A 17508-nucleotide genomic window follows, 5' to 3' on the forward strand; every position below is an offset into this window, starting at 1 on the left:
TCCATGTACGACAACATCGACACGCTCTACGCCGCCCACAACGCGGCCAAGGCCATCAAGCGTGAGAACGCCATCAAGGGCATGCCCGTGCCGCTGCACCCCGGCGCCGAGCGCTATTACAAGGAAGTCGGTCTGATCAAGTAACGCCCAGGGCAGACCCCAGGCTCATCCCTTTCGACCATCGAGAATTCCATGTCAAACCAAAGTTCCAGCGAGACCCCGACCAGCCCGCTGCGCGGCGCCATCTTCTGGGTCGCGATTGCCTTCTCGGCCTACCAGCTCTGGATGGCCTCGTTTCACCCGCTCTCCAGCCAGGTGATCCGCTCCATCCACGTCGGCTTTGTGCTGCTGATGATCTTCGCGCTGTTCCCGCCCATGGACGGGCGCTCGGGCGCCTGGCGGGCGCTGGGCTGGCTGCTGGGCCTGGCGGGTTTCGCCACCGGGCTGTACCAGTGGGTTTTCGAGGCCGACCTGACGCTGCGCGCCGGCGAGCTCACCCAGGCCGACTGGGTGGTGGGCGTGCTGCTGATCACGCTGGTGTTCGAGGCCGCGCGGCGCGTCATGGGATGGGGCCTGCCACTGGTGTGTCTGACGTTCCTGCTCTACGCCCTGTTTGGCCAGCACCTGCCGGGCGCGCTGGCCCACCGCGGCTACGGCATGGACCAGGTAGTAAGCACACTGGGCTTCGGCACCGAAGGCCTGTACGGCACGCCCACCTACGTGTCGTCCACCTACATCTTCCTGTTCATTCTGTTTGGCGCCTTCCTGGAACAGGCCGGCATGATCGGCCTGTTCAACGACTTCGCCATGGGCACCGTGGGCCACACACGCGGCGGCCCGGCCAAGGTGTCGGTGATCTCATCGGGCCTGATGGGCACCATCAACGGTTCGGGCGTGGCCAACGTGGTCACCACCGGGCAGTTCACCATTCCCCTCATGAAGCGCTTCGGCTACAGCCCGGCCTTTGCCGGTGGCGTGGAAGCCACCGCCAGCATGGGCGGGCAGATCATGCCGCCGGTGATGGGGGCGGTGGCCTTCATCATGGCCGAAACCATCAACGTGCCCTACATCGACATCGTCAAGGCGGCGCTGATCCCGGCCATCCTGTATTTCGTCACCGCGTTCTGGATGGTGCATCTGGAAGCGGGGCGCAAGGGCCTGATGGGCCTGCCCAAGGACGAATGCCCCAACCCCTGGGCGGCGGTGCGCGAGCGCTGGTACCTGCTGCTGCCGCTGATGGGGCTGGTGGCCCTGCTCTTCTCGGGCTACACGCCGCTGTTCTCCGGCACGGTGGGCCTGGGCCTGACGGCGATCCTGATCTTTGGCGCGGCGGTGATCAGCGGCGTCAAGCCCATCGCCCTGCGAGGTCTGGCCTGGGTGCTGCTGGGCTTTGCCTGTGCCGGGTTCTTCCAGTTCGGTGTGGGTGTGTTCTTTGTGATCACGGCCCTGCTGGTGGCAATGACCTTTGTTCTGCGCACCGGAGGCGACGCGCGCGCGCTGGCGGTGAAGGCGCTGGTGGACGGCGCGCGCCACGCGCTGCCGGTGGCGATCGCCTGCGCCCTGGTGGGTGTGATCATCGGCGTGATCAACCTCACCGGCGTGGCCGCCGAGCTGGGTGGCTACATCATCGCCATCGGCCGCGACAGCCTGTTCCTGGCGCTGCTGCTGACCATGGTCACCTGCCTGGTGCTGGGCATGGGCATTCCCACCATCCCCAACTACATCATCACCAGCTCGCTGGCCGCGCCCGTGCTGCTGGAGCTGGGCGTGCCGCTGATCGTCTCGCACATGTTCGTGTTCTATTTCGGCATCATGGCCGACCTCACGCCGCCGGTGGCGCTGGCCTGCTTCGCGGCGGCACCCATTGCGCGCGAAAGCGGCCTGAAGATCAGCGTGCAGGCGATCCGTGTCGCCATCGCCGGCTTCATCGTGCCCTTCATGGCGGTCTACAGCCCGGCGCTCATGCTGCAAAGCGGCGACTGGATGGACACCACCTGGATCGTGTTCAAGGCGCTGGTGGCCATCGCCATGTGGGGCGCGGGCGCCATCGGCTACCTGGCGGGCCCGCTGAACTGGGTCGAGCGCGCCTTGGCCATCGTGGCGGCCAGTTTCCTCATCGTGGCGCTGCCGCTGACCGACGAAATCGGTCTGGGCGCGGTGGCCGCGTTCGTTGCCTGGCACCTCTGGCGCACGCGCCAACGGCGCGCCATGGCCACGGCACGCTGACCCGGCCCCGCACCATGGCGTTGCTCGGGGTGTGTCTGGCGCTGGCGGCATCGAGCGCGCCACCGGTGTTCGTGCCGGTGCAGAGCTTCACGCTGGCCTGGACCCACTCCATCGAGAAGGTCCGCTGGGAAGAAGACTACGCCGTGGCCCCGGGCGCCACACCCGGGGCCGCACCGGTGCTGCAGGCGCTGGCCGCGCGCGTGCGCGGTTCGGCCGCCGGCATGGAACCGCCCGACGACGCGCGCCTGGTGAACGGCTGGTACAGCTACACGCCGCAGATTCGGGCGCCGCGCGAACTGCGCCTGACCCGCTCCGAATTCACGCCCGACTACAGCTGGTGCCACAACGGCCAGTGCCAACCGCTGTCGCACTGGATCGCCTCGGACGGCGGCGTCACGCTGCTGACGGCCTGCCGCGAACCCGGCCTTCGCAACCCTCCCGCTATGCTCCCCCGGTGAACTTCGCCCAACTCCTCTTCCCCGACTTCTCGCTCATCCTCTGCGGCTACCTGGTCTGCCGCTTCACGGCACTCAACCGCAAGGTGTGGGAACAGGTGGAAAGCCTGGTTTATTTCTTCCTGTTCCCGGTGCTGCTGTTTCACTCCATCGTGAAAAGCCCGCTCGATCTGTCGGCCGCGTCCAGCCTCATGGGCGCGGGCCTGGCGCTGGGGGTGGGCGGCATCGCGCTGGCGTATTCGCTGCCGCACTGGCCCTGGCTCGGGAAAAAGATCGACGTGCGTCTGCACGCGGCCAGCGCCCAGGTCGGGTTCCGCTTCAACTCCTTCATCGCGCTGGCGCTGGCCGAAAAGCTGGCCGGGCCGCCCAGCCTGCTCATGATCGCGGTGCTCATCGGTGTGTGCGTGCCCCTGTTCAACGTGGGCGCGGTCTGGCCCATGGCCCGCCACGCCAACAAGGGGTTCGTGCGCGAGCTGCTGCGCAACCCGCTGATCATCGGCACCGCCAGCGGCCTCATCGCCAACCTGCTGGGCTTTTCCATGCCGGTCTGGCTGGAACCCACCGTCAACCGCATCGGCCAGGCCTCGCTGGCGCTGGGCCTCATGGCCGCGGGTGCCGGCATGCAGTTCGGCAGCCTGGCGTCGGCCAAGACCCTGGGCGCCCTGGTGCTGGCGGTGAAACACCTGGGCATGCCGCTGATGGCCTTCGGTCTGGCCCGGCTGTTCCGGCTGGATGCCACGCAAACCACCATCCTGCTCATGTTTTCGGCCGTGCCCACCGCATCGAGCTGCTACGTGCTGGCCGCACGCATGGGCTACAACGGCCCGTACGTGGCCGGGCTGGTCACGCTCTCCACGCTGCTGGGCATGGTGAGCCTGCCCCTGGCGCTGGGCCTGCTGAACTGAGGTGCGAGCCCACTCCAGCGTTGGCGGCGCGCCACTGACCCGACCGGGCGCGAGCGGGCGTTGTGGCAAAATTAGCCGGTTTGTAGCACTGGAGCGGCCTGCCCCAGCCCCGTGTCGTCATCGCAGCACGGGGTGTTTTTTTGCACCATCGGGCTGCCCTGGCGCATCCAGCCCTCCCCATGTTCGACACGTGGCCTCGATGGCACGGAGCGTCAGCGCTGCGCATGCCGATGCAACACTTTTCTCACCGCCCGTTGCGCTGCGGTGATTCAGGGACTCGTTTATGAAGATCGCGGTCGCAGGCACCGGTTACGTTGGACTTTCAAACGCGGTTCTGCTCGCGCAGAACCACGAGGTGGTCGCGCTGGACATCCTTGCGGACAAGGTCCGCATGATCAACGACCGGCAGAGCCCGATCGCCGACGCCGAAATCGAGGACTTCCTGGCGCACCAGCCGCTGAACCTGCGGGCCACGCTGGACAAGCACGAGGCCTACGCCGGCGCCAACTTCGTCATCATCGCGACCCCCACCGACTACGACGCCGAGACCAACTACTTCAACACCGGTTCGGTCGAGGCGGTGATCCGCGACGTGATGGGCATCAACCCGGACGCCGTGATGGTGATCAAGTCCACGGTGCCGGTGGGCTACACGGCGCGCATCAGCGCCGAACTGGGCTGCCGCAACCTGATGTTCTCGCCCGAGTTCCTGCGCGAAGGCAAGGCGCTGCACGACAACCTCTACCCCTCCCGCATCATCGTCGGTGAGCGCTCGGCGCGGGCCGAGGTGTTTGCCGGCCTGCTCCAGCAAGGCGCGCGCAAGAAGGACGTCAAGGTCCTGTTCGTGGACTCCACCGAAGCCGAAGCCGTCAAGCTCTTCTCGAACACCTACCTGGCGATGCGGGTGGCCTATTTCAACGAGCTCGACACCTACGCGGCCACGCACAACCTGGACTCGCGCCAGATCATCGAAGGCGTCGGGCTCGACCCCCGCATCGGCAACCACTACAACAACCCGTCGTTCGGCTACGGCGGCTACTGCCTGCCCAAGGACACCAAGCAGATGCTGGCCAACTACCGGGAAGTGCCGCAGAACCTGATCCAGGCGATCGTGCAGTCGAACACCACGCGCAAGGACTTCATCGCCGAAAGCATCCTGCGCAAGCAACCCAAGACGGTGGGCGTGTACCGCCTGATCATGAAGGCCGGCTCCGACAATTTCCGCTCGTCGAGCATCCAGGGCATCATGAAACGCCTCAAGGCCAAAGGCGTGCACGTCATCATTTACGAGCCCGGGCTGAGCGAACCCGAGTTCTTCCGCTCGCCCATCGTCAACGACCTCGACACATTCAAGCGCGAGGCGGACGTCATCATCAGCAACCGCATGACCGAATCCCTCGCCGACGTGCGGGACAAGGTCTACACGCGCGACCTGTTCGGCAGCGACTGACCCCTCGGTCCCTGCCCTCTCCCACTTCCTCCGCCCCGCTTCAACCCCGTTCCCGGCCACGCCATGAAACCTGCATCCACCCTGTCATTGACCGTGATCTGCGCCAGCCTGATTCTGGCTGGCTGCGCCAGTTCGGGCTCGTCCGCCCCCGGTGTGGCCAACCCCTTCAGCACCGACGGCAGCAGCAGCCTGGCCAGCATCAAGGTCAACACCATGCGGGTGTTCGGTGACAGCTACTCGGACCCGAATTTCACCAGCTCCATCGGCACCATCAACTGGGGCCAGCAGTTGCAGGCGCGCGGCACGGTGGCCCGGTCGAGCATCTATGCCATCGGTGGCGCGCGGGCGCAGTCAGGCGAATTGCGGGCCTTCGACCAGCAGATCAACAAGGCGCTCAACAGCGGCAATCCCATCGTCGACCGCGATCTGACAGTGGTCTACCTGGGGCACAACGACATCGGGCGCACAGGCAGCCCCGATGGTCTGGTCCGCTCCACCACCGGCTACAAGGCTGGCGTGGACCGCCTGGTCAAGGCGGGTGCCGCCAACGAGAACCGCCGCCTGTTCGTCACCCAGCTGCACGCCTGGGGCCGGGGCCCTGGCGTGTCGGACGGCGTCGATCACCAGGTCCGCGCCTGGAACACCATGCTCGCCGGCATTGCCAACAGCCATCCCAACATCATTGCGGTGGACATGTACACGGCGTTCGAGCGCGTCTTTCAGGACCCGCAGAAGTACGGCTTCACCAACGTCACCACCGCCGACCGCTCGCGCTCGTCCATCGACGCGCTCTACCACGATGCCACCCACTTCGGCAACCGTGGCCAGGAGATCATCACGCGGGTGTACCAGCACTACCTGAGCCGGGGCTGGGACTGGGCCAACAGCGTGAGCGCCGGCGCCGGCGCGGCTGAGCAGCTCAACAAGGACATCGACCAGGGCACGCTCGTGCTGAGCATGGCCGGGCAGAAACGGCTGCAACCGGGTTTCCGTCTGGTGGCGCTGGGCATGGACCAGAACAAGCCATTCAGCTTCAAGCCGCTCAACGGCAAGGTGTTCCAGCCCTTCGCTTCGACCCGGCAGCAGGAGCTGCAGCAATCCCCGAGGGGCCTGGCCCTGGACATGAACCTGGGCTCCGAGGACAACCCGAGCAACAGCCGGCTGGGCGTGGCCGTGTTCCAGCACGAGCAGCCCAAAGTGCTGGAAACGGCGGCCCAGCGCAATTCCCGCCGCTTCACCTCGGACGCCGTGTCGCTGTACTGGCACAAGCCGGTGTCGGGCTTCCTGCTGAGCAGCCAGCTCTCGCACATGGCCCTGAATTTCAACAGCTATGCCCAGGACAGCATGGTCAACCTGACGCTGGAAAACACCAGCAAGGGTGACACCTGGTCGCTGGAGAACAAGCTGCGTTACCCGCTGCGCAGTGGTGCCATGAACGTGACGCCCTGGCTGTCGCTGACCAGCCAGTCGCACAGCATGGACCCCGCGCTGACCCGGACCCTCTACACCACCGACGTGCTGTTCAGCTCTTCGCGCATGAACGAGCTGCTCTCGGGCCTGGGCCTGGACATTCAGGCCGACCCGATCTCCCTCGCCGGCAACAAGCAGCTGCGCCTGGGTGGCAGCCTCTACCACGTGCAAAGCCTGCACCGCGACTCGGTCATGGTGTCGATGCAGGAAGCGGGTAGCCCGGGCGTGGTGCAGCGCGAGCTGTTCCCCTCCGCCAAGATCAGCCGCACCCAGCTGGGCCTGCAAGCCGCGCTGGATGTGGCGAAGAACGTGCGTTTCAGCGCCACCTACGGCACCCAGCTGCAAGACGTCAAGAACACTTCGAGCCTGCTGCTGCTGGCCAACATCCAGTACTGATCACGCCATTCATGAAAATCCTGTACGTCGCCGGACGCGAAGAGGCCTATTCACGCACCCGCATCGTTCTCAGCGCCCTGCGACAAAACGGCTACGAGGTCGTGGCCTGCCTGCCGCCCGACAAGTCGTTCAAGCACTACCCCCGCCTGCTGCTGCAGACACTGCTGAAAGCCCCCAGTTGCGATCTGGTGCTGGTCGGCTTCTACGGCCAGTTGCTGACCCCGCTGATCCGCTTGCTGACCTGGAAGCCGATCGTGTTTGACATGTACATCACGACCTACGACACCATGGTGTTCGACCGTGAGAAGGCCGCGCCGGGTTCGTTGAAGGCACGCATCTACGGCCTGAGCGACTGGCTGTCCTACAAGGCCGCCAGCCTCTCCATCCTGGACAGCCACCACGTGATCGGGCATTTCGGCCGCATCATCCACACCGAAACCAGCAAGTTCAGGCGCCTGTTCCTGGCGGTGGACGATGCGGTCATCCGCCCCGGCCCGGCACGCGGGCCTGATGGTCGCTTCCTGGTCCACTTCCATGGTGAGTACATCCCGTTCCACGGCGTCCGGCACATCCTGAAAGCCGCCAAGCTGCTGGAAGACCAGAACGTCTCGTTCCAGATCGTGGGCAAGGGCATCACCTACGACGAAAACATGCGGCTCGCGCAAGAACTGGACCTGAAAAACGTCAGCTTCCACGCGCCGGTGCCCTACGCCGAACTCACGCGCTTCATGGCACGCGCCGATGTCTGCCTCGGCATCTTTGGCGACAACGCACGGGCCGACCTGGTGCTGACCAACAAGGTGATCGAGGCCATCGGCGTGGGCAAACCGCTCATCACCCGGCGCAATGCGCCGGTGCAGGAACTGCTCAAGCACGAAGAGAGCGTCTACCTGGTGGACCCGGCCAATCCTCAGGCCCTGGCCGACGCGATCCTGCGGCTCAAGAACGACGATGCGCTGCGCGAGAAGATCGCGCGCAACGGGCACGCGATCTTCCAGCGGTTCTGCACCATCAAGAACTTCGGCGCCGAGCTCAAGGCGCTGCTGGACGGTGTGATGGGTCGCCAACCCGCGCCCTAGACACGGCAGGGCGCGCCCACGATCCCTCGCGGCGCCACTTCCGGTCGATTCAACTCTTTTTTCCGCACCGCTCCCCATGACGCCTCGCAAGCTGCTCAAGCCCATGGCCTACGGCCTGGTCGCTCTGGCGTTCTACTACTTCCTGAGTGAGCTCTACAACCGGCTCGCCGACATCCCGCCGCTCCACTGGGACGCCTATGGCGTGCTGGCCGCGCTCGCCTCGGTGCTGGGCGTGGCCACCACCATCGCCATCAACGGCTACATGTGGCGCGCACTGCTGCTCGACCAGGGCGTCGCGCCCGCCTTGCCCAAAGCCATGCAGATCATCGCGATCGCACAGTTCGGCAAGTACCTGCCGGGCAATGTGGGCCACTTCGCTGGGCGTGCGGCGCTGGGCAGCAACGTGGGCATTCCCGTGGCCGTGACCTTGAGCACGATCATGGTGGAAACCATGTGGAACCTGGCGGTCGGCGCGGGTTTTGCCGCGCTCACCCTGCTGCTTTTTTCGCGAGAGCTGCTGCCGATGCTGCCGTACTCGCTCGGCCCGCTCGGGCTGAGCCTGCTCACCGCCGGCCTGCTGGTGGTACCGGCCATCACCCTTCGTCTCTTCAACCGGTTTTTCCCCGAACTGAGCCGGCGCCTGGGTGGCGGAAAGCCGATCGCCACCACGTCCTTCAAGACCTCCCTCATCGTGGGCGCCGTGGTGCTGCTGGGCTTCCTCATCCTCGGTGGCGTGCTCAAGCTGCAGGCCATGTGGCTGTTCCACATCGATGCCGGCCACTACCCGACCATGACCATCCTGTTCGCGGCTTCCTGGCTGATCGGCTACGTGGTTCCGGGCGCACCGGGCGGCGTGGGCGTGCGCGAGGCCATGATGGTGCTGCTGTTCACGCCGGTGGTGGGTGCGGGCGCTGCCGTGGGTCTGGGAGTGAGCATGCGTCTGGCCACGATGCTGGGCGACAGCCTGGCCTTCGGGCTGGGTCTGATGAGCCGCCGGTTCGTGTGACGCCGCGCTGAACGCCATGCACGACCTACCCCTTCCTCGCATCCACATCCTGCTGGCGAGCTACCAGGGTGCCGCCCACATCGGCGCGCAGCTCGACTCCATTGCGGCGCAGGAACACCCGAACTGGACCCTGAGCATCAGCGACGACGGATCGAGCGACGACACGGTGGCGATCTGCCAGGCTTTCGCCGCACGGCACAGCAGCCACACGGTGCGGCTGCTGCAGGGCCCACGGCAACGCTCCACCGCCAACTTCTTCCATCTGCTGCAAACGGTCCACCCGCTGAGCGAACACGACCTCATCGCGTTCAGCGACCAGGACGACGTCTGGCTGCCACAAAAGCTCGGCCGGGCCGCGCAGGCCCTGGCGCAACTCCGGCCCGCCCCCGGCCAGCCGGCACTGTACGCGGCGCGCACCCGGCTGGTCAACGAACAGCTGCAGCCCATCGGGCTGAGCCCCCTGCCCGAACGCCCCCTGGGTTTTGGCAATGCCTTGCTGCAAAACGTGGGCAGCGGCAACACCATGGTCTTCAACACCGAGCTGTTGCGCTTGCTGCGCCTGATCCAGCCTGCGCACTCGGTCTGGCACGACTGGTCGGCCTACCAGGCGGTCACGGGCTGCGGCGGACTGATGCGCTTCGACCCCGAACCCTGCCTGCTGTACCGCCAGCACGCCGGTAACCTGATCGGCTCGCAGGGCCGCTCCTGGGACAAGCTGCAGCGCGTGCGCCTGCTGCTGCAGGGCCAGTACCGCGCCTGGGGCGACCAGACCGAGGCCGCGATGAACGACCTGTCGCCCTATCTGAGCGTCGAGGCGCTGCGCCAGTTCGACAACTACAAGGCCATGCGCCGATGCCCCGGCGCCCTGGCGCGCCTGCGCGCCTACCGCTCCAGTGGCCTGTGGCGCCAGACGCGCGCGGGGCGCGCCTCGCTCTGGCTCGGCCTCCTGCTCAACCAGATCTGAACTGCCCATGACCGACGCTTCTTCCCCGACACTCCCGCCCGCAACGGTGCTGGTGCTGCTGCCGGTCTACAACGGCGCACGCTTCCTGGCCAACCAGATCGACTCCATCCTCCACCAGGAGCGGGTCCGGGTCTTCCTGCTGTGCCGCGACGACGCCTCTTCAGACCACTCGCGGGACATCCTGCACGACTATGCGACGCGGCATCCCGAGCAGGTCCGGTTGCTGGACGACCGACACGGCAACCTGGGCGCCAGTGCGAATTTCTCGGCGCTGATGCAGGCCGCCCTGGCGTTCGAGCCCCCCGCCGCATTGCAAGGCCAGCCCGTGTATGTGGCCCTGGCCGACCAGGACGACCACTGGCATGGCGACAAGCTGGCCACCGGCGTGGCGCGCATCCGCGAACTGGAAGCGCAGCACCCCGGCCTGCCGGCGCTGGTGCACAGCGACCTGCGCGTGATCAACGAGGACGGCGGCGAGATCGCCCCCTCCATGGCGCGCTACCAGGGCCTGCAGGTCCAGCGCAGCGGCTTTGCCGCGCAATTGCTCAGCAACACCCTCACCGGCTGTACCAGCCTGATGAACCGTGCGCTGCTGCAAAAGAGCCTGCCGGTGCCGCAGCAGGCCATCATGCACGACTGGTGGCTGTCCCTGGTGGCCAGCGCGCTGGGCAGCCGCGACTACCTGGATCAGGCCCTGATCGACTACCGCCAGCACGCCCACAACGCCATCGGCGCCAAGGCGCAAACCGAACCGGTGGTGTTCCGCAGCTACTTTCACCGCCTGTTCGATGACCGCCATGGCGAGATCTTCCAGCTCAACGCTCGGCAGGCCCGCGCCTTCCTGGAACGCTACCGCGACGAACTGACGGTGCGCCAGAAGTTCTGCCTTTGGCTGGCCAGCGGCCTGTCGCTGCGCCTCCCCCCCCTGCAGCGCACGATCTACCGTGTGTTGAGACTGCTGTGAGCGCAGCGCCGGACCGTTCCCAAACCAGCTCGCACCGCAGCCCGCAGGGCGACGGTACTCCAGCGGGCATCCGCCTGTCCGTGGTGAGCCATCAGCAGGTGCCGCTGGCGAACCGCTTCCTCGCCGACCTCCAGGGCCTGAGCAGCGTCACGGAGCTGGTGTTCACTCACAACCTGCCCGAACCGGGCCTGCGCCTGCCGGACCACTTCCCTTCGCGCGAGCTCACCAACGCGCAGCCGCTGGGCTTCGCGGGCAACCACAACCAGGCTTTTGAAGGCTGCGAACAGACGTTCTACTGCGTCGCCAACCCGGACATCCGCCTGATCGGCGACCCCTTCCCCGGCCTGCTGGCCTGCATGCGGGACCCGAATGTGGGCGTGGTTGCGCCGCTGGTGCTCAGCCCCGCGGGGCGGCCCGAAGACAACGCGCGGCATTTCCCCACCCCCTGGAACCTGGGGCGCAAGCTTCTCGGCCAGGATGACGGCCGCTACCACTTCCAGCCCACGGAGCGTTCCGACCCACAGGACGTGGAATGGGTGGCGGGCATGTTCCTGCTGTTTCGCGCTGCGGCATTTCGGGATGTGGGAGGCTTTGATGCTAAATTCCACCTGTATTACGAGGATGTCGACATCTGCGCCCGTCTGTGGAAATCGGGCTGGAAAGTGGTGTGCGATCCCGGGGTCACCGTGATTCACGAAGCCCAGCGCGCCAGCAGACACAACCCCCGGTACATGCGCTGGCATGCCGCGAGCATGGCCCGCTACTTTGTCAAGCACCTGGGCCGCCTGCAACGCCCTGACCAGACCGGTGGCTCCTCACCAGGCCGATGATGCACCGACACCCTTGCCCCGATTGCCCACCCTGCCCCCCATGGGCCGGGCAAGCGGCTCACCCTCAGGCTGAAACGACCCTCTAGGAGACTTGGATGATTCTCGTAACCGGTGCCGCCGGCTTCATCGGCTCGAACTTCGTGCTCGACTGGCTGGAGCAGCACGATGAACCCGTGCTGAACCTGGACAAGCTCACCTACGCGGGCAACCCCGAAAACCTGGCCAGCCTGCGCGACGATCCCCGACACGTTTTTGTGCAAGGCGACATCGGCGACCGCGCATTGCTCGACCGGCTGCTGGCCGAGCACCGACCCCGCGCGGTGATCAACTTCGCCGCCGAAAGCCATGTCGACCGCTCCATCCACGGCCCGGAAGACTTCATCCAGACCAACGTGGTCGGCACTTTCCACCTGCTCGAAGCGGTGCGCGCCCACTGGGGCTCGCTTGATGGCGAGGCCAAGAGCGCCTTTCGCTTCCTGCACGTGTCGACCGACGAGGTCTACGGCACGCTCGGCCCGGGCGACGCACCCTTCACCGAAACCACACCCTACACCCCCAACAGCCCGTATTCGGCCAGCAAGGCGGCCAGCGACCACCTGGTGCGCGCCTACCACCACACCTACGGCCTGCCGGTGCTCACCACCAACTGCTCGAACAACTACGGGCCCTACCATTTCCCGGAAAAACTCATCCCGCTGATGATCGTCAACGCGCTGGCCGGCAAGCCCCTGCCGGTCTATGGCGACGGCATGCAGGTGCGCGACTGGCTGTATGTGAAGGACCACTGCAGCGCCATCCGCCGCGTGCTCGAAGCCGGCACCCTCGGTGAGACCTACAACGTGGGCGGCTGGAACGAAAAACCGAACATCGAGATCGTGCGCACGGTCTGCACCCTGCTCGACGAACTGCAGCCGCGTGCCGACGGCCAGCCCTATAGTAGCCAGGTCAGCTATGTGAAAGACCGGCCAGGGCACGACCGCCGCTACGCCATCGACGCCAGCAAGATCCACCGCGAACTGGGCTGGAAGCCCGCCGAAACCTTTGACAGCGGCATCCGCAAAACAGTGATGTGGTACCTGGCGCACCCGGACTGGGTGGCGCACGTACAGAGCGGCGACTACCGCCACTGGATCGGCCAGCAGTACGGAGCGCTTGCATGAACATCCTCCTGACCGGCAAGAACGGGCAGGTCGGGTTTGAATTGCAGCGCGCTCTGGCCCCTCTGGGCAACGTGCATGCCGTGGACTCGGGTGACTGCGATCTGGCCGATGCCGATGCATTGCGCGCGCTCATCCGCGACGTTCGACCGTCGCTGATCGTCAACCCAGCGGCCTACACGGCCGTGGATCGCGCCGAAACCGAAGTCGACAAGGCCATGGCGGTCAACGCGCGGGCGCCGGGCATCATGGGCGAAGAAGCCGAACGCCTGGGCGCCAGCGTCATCCACTTCTCCACCGACTACGTTTTTGACGGCCACAAGCCCACACCCTACACCGAGCAAGACCCCACCGGTCCCCTTGGCGTCTACGGACAAAGCAAGCTCGACGGTGAAAAAGACCTGGCGAGCGCCACGCGCCGCCACCTGATCCTGCGCACCAGCTGGGTGGTGGGCGCGCACGGTCACAACTTTGCCAAAACCATGCTGCGGCTCGCCGCCGAACGCACGCACCTGAACGTGGTGAACGATCAGCTGGGGGCCCCCACCTCCGCCGCACTGCTGGCCGATCTGACCGCCCACGTGGTACGCCGCCTGCAAACCGACGGAGTGCACGAGTTCCCCTTTGGCATCTACCACCTGACGGCCAGTGGCGAAACCAGCTGGCACAACTACGCCTGCCATGTGGTCGCCCAAGGCCTGCAAGCCGGCCTGCCGCTGAAGCTCACGCCCGAGCACATCCGGGCCATTGCAACAGATGCTTACCCGACGGCCGCCCGCCGTCCACAGAATTCCCGTCTCGATACTTCACAATTCCGGGCCACGTTCGGTTTGCGCCTACCCCCCTGGCAGCAAGGCCTGGACCACATCCTGCAACAGATCCTCTGAGCACCATGCAAAGAAAAGGCATCATCCTGGCCGGCGGTTCCGGCACCCGGCTCTACCCCGTGACCCAGGCTGTGAGCAAACAGCTCATGCCCGTGTACGACAAGCCGATGATCTACTACCCGCTGAGCACCCTGATGCTCGCAGGTATCCGCGACATCCTGATCATCTCCACGCCGCACGACACGCCGCGTTTCACCGAGCTGCTGGGCGACGGCAGCCAGTGGGGCCTGAACCTGCAGTACGCCGTGCAGCCCAGCCCTGACGGTCTGGCGCAGGCCTTCATCATTGGCGAGGACTTCATCGGCAACGATCCCTCTGCTCTGGTGCTGGGCGACAACATCTTCTACGGCCACGACTTTGCGGCCCTGCTGCACAATGCCACCGAACGCGCTGACGGCGCCACCGTCTTCGCCTACCACGTCAACGACCCGCACCGCTACGGCGTGGCCGAGTTCGATCCGACGGGGCGGGTGTTGAGCCTGGAAGAAAAACCCGCCCAGCCCAAGAGCAACTACGCGGTGACTGGCCTCTATTTCTACGATCAGCAGGTGGCCGCGCTGGCCAAAGACCTCAAGCCATCGCCACGCGGTGAGCTCGAGATCACCGACCTCAACCGCCTGTACCTCGAAGCCAACCAGCTGCACGTCGAAGTCATGGGCCGGGGCTACGCCTGGCTCGACACCGGCACGCACGACAGCCTGCTTGAAGCCGGCCAGTTCATCGCCACGCTGGAAAAACGCCAGGGCCTCAAAGTGGCCTGCCCGGAAGAGATTGCCTTCCGCAGCGGCTGGATCAACGTCGAACAGGTGCAGGCCCTGATCAAGCCGCTGGCCAAAAACGGCTATGGCCAATACCTGCAACAGATCATCAAAGAAGCGCTGCGCTGATCCCATGAAAGCCACCCCCCTCGCCATCCCCGAAGTCATCCTGTTCGAGCCCAAGGTATTTGGCGACGACCGTGGTTTCTTTTTCGAGAGTTTCAACCAGGCCCGCTTCGAAGAAGCCGTGGGCTACCAGGTCGATTTCGTGCAAGACAACCACTCCAAATCCAGCCAGGGTGTGCTGCGCGGCCTGCACTACCAGATCCAGCAGGCCCAGGGCAAGCTGGTGCGCGTGGCGCAGGGCGAGGTGTTCGACGTGGCGGTCGACATCCGCCGCAGCTCTCCCACGTTCGGCCAATGGGTGGGCGCCCTGCTGAGCGCTGAAAACAAACACCAGCTTTGGGTGCCCAAGGGGTTTGCTCACGGCTTTGTGGTGCTCAGTGAGACCGCCGAATTCCTCTACAAGACCAGCGACTACTACGCGCCGGCCCACGAGCGCTGCATTGTCTGGAACGACCCCGATCTGGCGATCGACTGGCACACCTCCATGGCGCCACTGCTCTCAGCCAAGGACCAGGCAGGTGCCTCTTTCCAACAAGCCGAGGTCTTCGCCTGACGCCCATGAAACTGATCTCCGTTGTCTTGTCAGGCGGTGCCGGCACACGTCTGTGGCCGGCCTCACGCCAGGCCTACCCCAAGCCCTTCATGAAGCTCGGCGGTAGCGCCTTGCTGGAGCAGGCCATCACCCGCGGCCAGGCCTGCGGTACGGACGATCTGCTCATCGTCACCAACCAGGACCACCTGTTCCTCACCCAGGGGCTGCTGTCGGACATGGCCGACCCGCCTCGGGTGCGCTACCTGCTGGAACCCAAAGGTCGCAACACCGCCCCTGCCATTGCGCTCGCGGCCTTGGATTGCCAGGCCGCCCATGGCGACGATGCGGTGATGCTGGTGCTGCCGGCTGATCATCTGATACCCGACACCGAAGCTTTTGTGGCCAATGCGCTCGAAGCCGTCCGCCAGGCCCAGAAAGGCCGCTTGGTGGTGTTCGGTATCCAGCCCACCAGCCCGGAAACCGGCTTCGGCTATATCGAAGTGGCCAAGCTGGGAAGGGACGTGCAGCCCGTGCTCAAGTTCGTCGAAAAGCCCGATCTGGCCACGGCGCAGGAGTACCTGGCCACCGGACGTTTTTACTGGAACAGCGGCATGTTCTGCTTCACCGCCGGCGCCATGCTGGCGGCGCTGGCCCAGCATGCGCCCGACGTGCTGCAGGCCGCTGGCAAGGCCCTGGCGCAATCGACCTCCCAGGCGATGTCATTGCCCGACGAACCCAACCCGCCCCACGTCACCCGCTTTCACGCGCACAGCTTCGGCCTGCAGCCCGACATCAGCATCGATTACGCCGTGATGGAGCGCGCCGACAACGTGACCCTTGTGCCGGCCCGCTTCGGCTGGAGCGATGTCGGCGCCTGGCCCGCCGTGGCGCAGGCCCACACGCCCGATGCCAGCGGCAACACCCTGGGTGCCGCCGACGGTGCCGACTGGGTCGCCGTCAACACCACCGGGACCCATGTGCACGTTGACAGCCATTGCCACAAAGTCGTGGCCACGGTGGGTGTGCAGGATCTGGTGGTGGTGGATACCCCCGACGCCCTTCTGGTCACCACCAAGCGCGAAGCGCAAAACGTCAAACGCGTGGTGGACGCGCTCAAGGAGCGCCACATCAACAGCCCACACCACCAGAGCACGCTGTTGCCGCCCGCGGTGCACCGCCCCTGGGGTACCTACGCAACCCTGAAGGAAGAAGACGGCTACAAGGTCAAGCGCATCACCGTCAAACCCGGCCAGAGCCTGAGCCTGCAATACCACCACCAACGCGCCGAACACTGGATGCTGGTCCACGGACGCGGCATCGTGCAGATCGGGGATACCGAGCACCCCACGCTGCCTGGCCAATACCACTATATCCCGCTGAAAGAAAAACACCGTCTGACCAACACCGGCCCTGACGAACTGGTGCTCATCGAAGTCCAGTGTGGTGACTATCTCGGCGAAGACGACATCGTTCGCCTGGCTGACACCTACGGGCGGTCCTGATGGACATGATCAGAGCCCTCTGGGCCTACCGGGGTTTCATCCTCGGCAGCGTGCGACGCGAATTCCAGACCAAATACCGCAACTCCCTGCTGGGCGCTGCCTGGAACATCATCAACCCACTGTCGATGATCTTTGTCTACACGGTCATCTTCTCCCAGCTCATGAAGGCGCGGCTGCCCGGGGTCGAGGGCAACTACGCCTTCAGCATCTACCTGTGCACCGGTATCCTGATCTGGGGCCTGTTTGCCGAGATCACCTCGCGCGCCACCGGTATGTTCCTGGAGCATGCCAATCTGCTTAAAAAGCTGAGCTTTCCCCGCCTGTGCCTGCCCGTGACCGTGGTGGCCAATGCGCTGCTCAACTTTGGCATTGTGTTCGGCCTGTTCTCGGTCTTTCTCGTGCTGTCAGGCAACTTCCCGGGCTGGGCTTTTCTGGCCTTGGTTCCCCTGCTGCTCCTGATGGTGGCGTTCGCCATCGGGATCGGCATCACCCTCGGTGTGTTGAACGTGTTCTTTCGCGACGTGGGGCAGTTCTTCGGCATCTTCCTCTCGTTCTGGTTCTGGTTCACGCCCATCGTCTACCCGGTGGCCATCCTGCCCGAACAGGTGCAGTATCTGATGAACTTCAACCCCATGGCCCGCGTCATGGTGGCCTGCCAGGCCGTGCTCGTGCACGGCCAATGGCCCAACTGGACCAGCCTGTGGCCCGTGGCGGTACTGGCGGTGCTGCTCTGCTCTTTTGGCCTGCGACTGTTCCGTCAGCGTTCGGGCGAAATGGTCGACGAACTCTGAACAAGCAGCA

The 17508-nt window shown here is 65.4% G+C and carries 17 protein-coding genes; all 17 read left to right on the forward strand.

Annotated elements, in window-relative coordinates:
* Positions 1-3 precede the first annotated feature (3 nt).
* The 17 genes from HTA01S_RS24925 to HTA01S_RS22025 all read left to right on the forward strand — a co-directional run bounded on the left by HTA01S_RS24925 (position 4) and on the right by HTA01S_RS22025 (position 17498).
* Entirely contained in the window at positions 4-144 is a 141-nt protein-coding gene (locus HTA01S_RS24925; RefSeq protein ID WP_407656130.1) for a TAXI family TRAP transporter solute-binding subunit, read from the forward strand.
* Between the two features lie 48 nt (positions 145-192).
* Positions 193-2226 (forward strand): TRAP transporter permease, encoded by a 2034-nt coding sequence (locus HTA01S_RS21950; RefSeq protein ID WP_068175283.1) that lies wholly within the window; start codon positions 193-195, stop codon positions 2224-2226.
* Between the two features lie 14 nt (positions 2227-2240).
* The gene (locus tag HTA01S_RS21955; protein WP_068175284.1) at positions 2241-2684 is read left to right on the forward strand and encodes a DUF1850 domain-containing protein; all 444 of its coding nucleotides are present in this window, start codon (positions 2241-2243) and stop codon (positions 2682-2684) included.
* A complete protein-coding gene (locus tag HTA01S_RS21960) occupies positions 2681-3586 on the forward strand; it encodes an AEC family transporter (RefSeq protein ID WP_068175287.1) in 906 nt (301 codons plus the stop codon). Before HTA01S_RS21955 ends, HTA01S_RS21960 begins: the two co-directional genes overlap by 4 nt.
* 283 nt (positions 3587-3869) lie before the next feature.
* Positions 3870-5036: a nucleotide sugar dehydrogenase gene (locus tag HTA01S_RS21965; RefSeq protein ID WP_068175288.1), complete on the forward strand. Its 1167-nt coding sequence runs from the start codon at positions 3870-3872 to the stop codon at positions 5034-5036.
* Between the two features lie 63 nt (positions 5037-5099).
* A complete protein-coding gene (locus tag HTA01S_RS21970) occupies positions 5100-6902 on the forward strand; it encodes a GDSL-type esterase/lipase family protein (RefSeq protein ID WP_084236463.1) in 1803 nt (600 codons plus the stop codon).
* A gap of 11 nt (positions 6903-6913) precedes the next feature.
* Positions 6914-7981 carry a glycosyltransferase family 4 protein gene (locus HTA01S_RS21975; RefSeq protein ID WP_068175292.1) on the forward strand — a complete coding sequence of 356 codons (1068 nt, stop codon included), beginning with the start codon at positions 6914-6916 and terminating at the stop codon, positions 7979-7981.
* Positions 7982-8057: 76 nt separating this feature from the next.
* Positions 8058-8987 (forward strand): lysylphosphatidylglycerol synthase domain-containing protein, encoded by a 930-nt coding sequence (locus HTA01S_RS21980; protein ID WP_068175294.1) that lies wholly within the window; start codon positions 8058-8060, stop codon positions 8985-8987.
* Positions 8988-9003: 16 nt separating this feature from the next.
* The gene (locus HTA01S_RS21985) at positions 9004-9951 is read left to right on the forward strand and encodes a glycosyltransferase (RefSeq protein ID WP_068175297.1); all 948 of its coding nucleotides are present in this window, start codon (positions 9004-9006) and stop codon (positions 9949-9951) included.
* Positions 9952-9958: 7 nt separating this feature from the next.
* The gene (locus HTA01S_RS21990; protein WP_068175299.1) at positions 9959-10915 is read left to right on the forward strand and encodes a glycosyltransferase family 2 protein; all 957 of its coding nucleotides are present in this window, start codon (positions 9959-9961) and stop codon (positions 10913-10915) included.
* Positions 10912-11745 carry a glycosyltransferase family 2 protein gene (locus tag HTA01S_RS21995; protein WP_084236465.1) on the forward strand — a complete coding sequence of 278 codons (834 nt, stop codon included), beginning with the start codon at positions 10912-10914 and terminating at the stop codon, positions 11743-11745. Before HTA01S_RS21990 ends, HTA01S_RS21995 begins: the two co-directional genes overlap by 4 nt.
* 95 nt (positions 11746-11840) lie before the next feature.
* Complete coding sequence (rfbB, locus tag HTA01S_RS22000) at positions 11841-12905, forward strand: dTDP-glucose 4,6-dehydratase (protein WP_068175300.1); 1065 nt, start codon at positions 11841-11843, stop codon at positions 12903-12905.
* Positions 12902-13789, forward strand: a complete 888-nt coding sequence (rfbD, locus tag HTA01S_RS22005) for a dTDP-4-dehydrorhamnose reductase (RefSeq protein ID WP_068175303.1) — start codon at positions 12902-12904, stop codon at positions 13787-13789. The genes rfbB and rfbD overlap by 4 nt, the downstream gene beginning before the upstream one ends.
* A 5-nt stretch (positions 13790-13794) precedes the next feature.
* The gene (rfbA, locus tag HTA01S_RS22010; protein ID WP_068175306.1) at positions 13795-14676 is read left to right on the forward strand and encodes a glucose-1-phosphate thymidylyltransferase RfbA; all 882 of its coding nucleotides are present in this window, start codon (positions 13795-13797) and stop codon (positions 14674-14676) included.
* Between the two features lie 4 nt (positions 14677-14680).
* A complete protein-coding gene (gene rfbC, locus HTA01S_RS22015) occupies positions 14681-15226 on the forward strand; it encodes a dTDP-4-dehydrorhamnose 3,5-epimerase (protein ID WP_068175308.1) in 546 nt (181 codons plus the stop codon).
* 5 nt (positions 15227-15231) lie between these two features.
* Positions 15232-16707 carry a mannose-1-phosphate guanylyltransferase/mannose-6-phosphate isomerase gene (locus HTA01S_RS22020; protein WP_068175310.1) on the forward strand — a complete coding sequence of 492 codons (1476 nt, stop codon included), beginning with the start codon at positions 15232-15234 and terminating at the stop codon, positions 16705-16707.
* On the forward strand, positions 16707-17498 hold the full coding sequence (locus tag HTA01S_RS22025) for an ABC transporter permease (protein ID WP_068175311.1): 792 nt from the start codon (positions 16707-16709) through the stop codon (positions 17496-17498). The genes HTA01S_RS22020 and HTA01S_RS22025 overlap by 1 nt, the downstream gene beginning before the upstream one ends.
* Positions 17499-17508: the final 10 nt, after the last annotated feature.

The sequence above is a fragment of the Hydrogenophaga taeniospiralis CCUG 15921 genome, from assembly GCF_001592305.1.
GTDB classification, from domain to species: domain Bacteria; phylum Pseudomonadota; class Gammaproteobacteria; order Burkholderiales; family Burkholderiaceae_C; genus Hydrogenophaga; species Hydrogenophaga taeniospiralis.

Bases quoted from the DNA above. Each gene is read 5' to 3' on its own strand.
- rfbA (WP_068175306.1), top strand. From the start codon at position 13,795: ATGCAAAGAAAAGGCATCATCCTGGCCGGCGGTTCCGGCACCCGGCTC.
- HTA01S_RS21970 (WP_084236463.1), top strand. From the start codon at position 5,100: ATGAAACCTGCATCCACCCTGTCATTGACCGTGATCTGCGCCAGCCTG.
- rfbD (WP_068175303.1), top strand. From the start codon at position 12,902: ATGAACATCCTCCTGACCGGCAAGAACGGGCAGGTCGGGTTTGAATTG.
- HTA01S_RS21950 (WP_068175283.1), top strand. From the start codon at position 193: ATGTCAAACCAAAGTTCCAGCGAGACCCCGACCAGCCCGCTGCGCGGC.
- HTA01S_RS21985 (WP_068175297.1), top strand. From the start codon at position 9,004: ATGCACGACCTACCCCTTCCTCGCATCCACATCCTGCTGGCGAGCTAC.
- HTA01S_RS21955 (WP_068175284.1), top strand. From the start codon at position 2,241: ATGGCGTTGCTCGGGGTGTGTCTGGCGCTGGCGGCATCGAGCGCGCCA.
- HTA01S_RS21975 (WP_068175292.1), top strand. From the start codon at position 6,914: ATGAAAATCCTGTACGTCGCCGGACGCGAAGAGGCCTATTCACGCACC.
- HTA01S_RS21990 (WP_068175299.1), top strand. From the start codon at position 9,959: ATGACCGACGCTTCTTCCCCGACACTCCCGCCCGCAACGGTGCTGGTG.
- rfbC (WP_068175308.1), top strand. From the start codon at position 14,681: ATGAAAGCCACCCCCCTCGCCATCCCCGAAGTCATCCTGTTCGAGCCC.
- rfbB (WP_068175300.1), top strand. From the start codon at position 11,841: ATGATTCTCGTAACCGGTGCCGCCGGCTTCATCGGCTCGAACTTCGTG.
- HTA01S_RS22020 (WP_068175310.1), top strand. From the start codon at position 15,232: ATGAAACTGATCTCCGTTGTCTTGTCAGGCGGTGCCGGCACACGTCTG.
- HTA01S_RS21965 (WP_068175288.1), top strand. From the start codon at position 3,870: ATGAAGATCGCGGTCGCAGGCACCGGTTACGTTGGACTTTCAAACGCG.
- HTA01S_RS22025 (WP_068175311.1), top strand. From the start codon at position 16,707: ATGGACATGATCAGAGCCCTCTGGGCCTACCGGGGTTTCATCCTCGGC.
- HTA01S_RS21980 (WP_068175294.1), top strand. From the start codon at position 8,058: ATGACGCCTCGCAAGCTGCTCAAGCCCATGGCCTACGGCCTGGTCGCT.
- HTA01S_RS24925 (WP_407656130.1), top strand. From the start codon at position 4: ATGTACGACAACATCGACACGCTCTACGCCGCCCACAACGCGGCCAAG.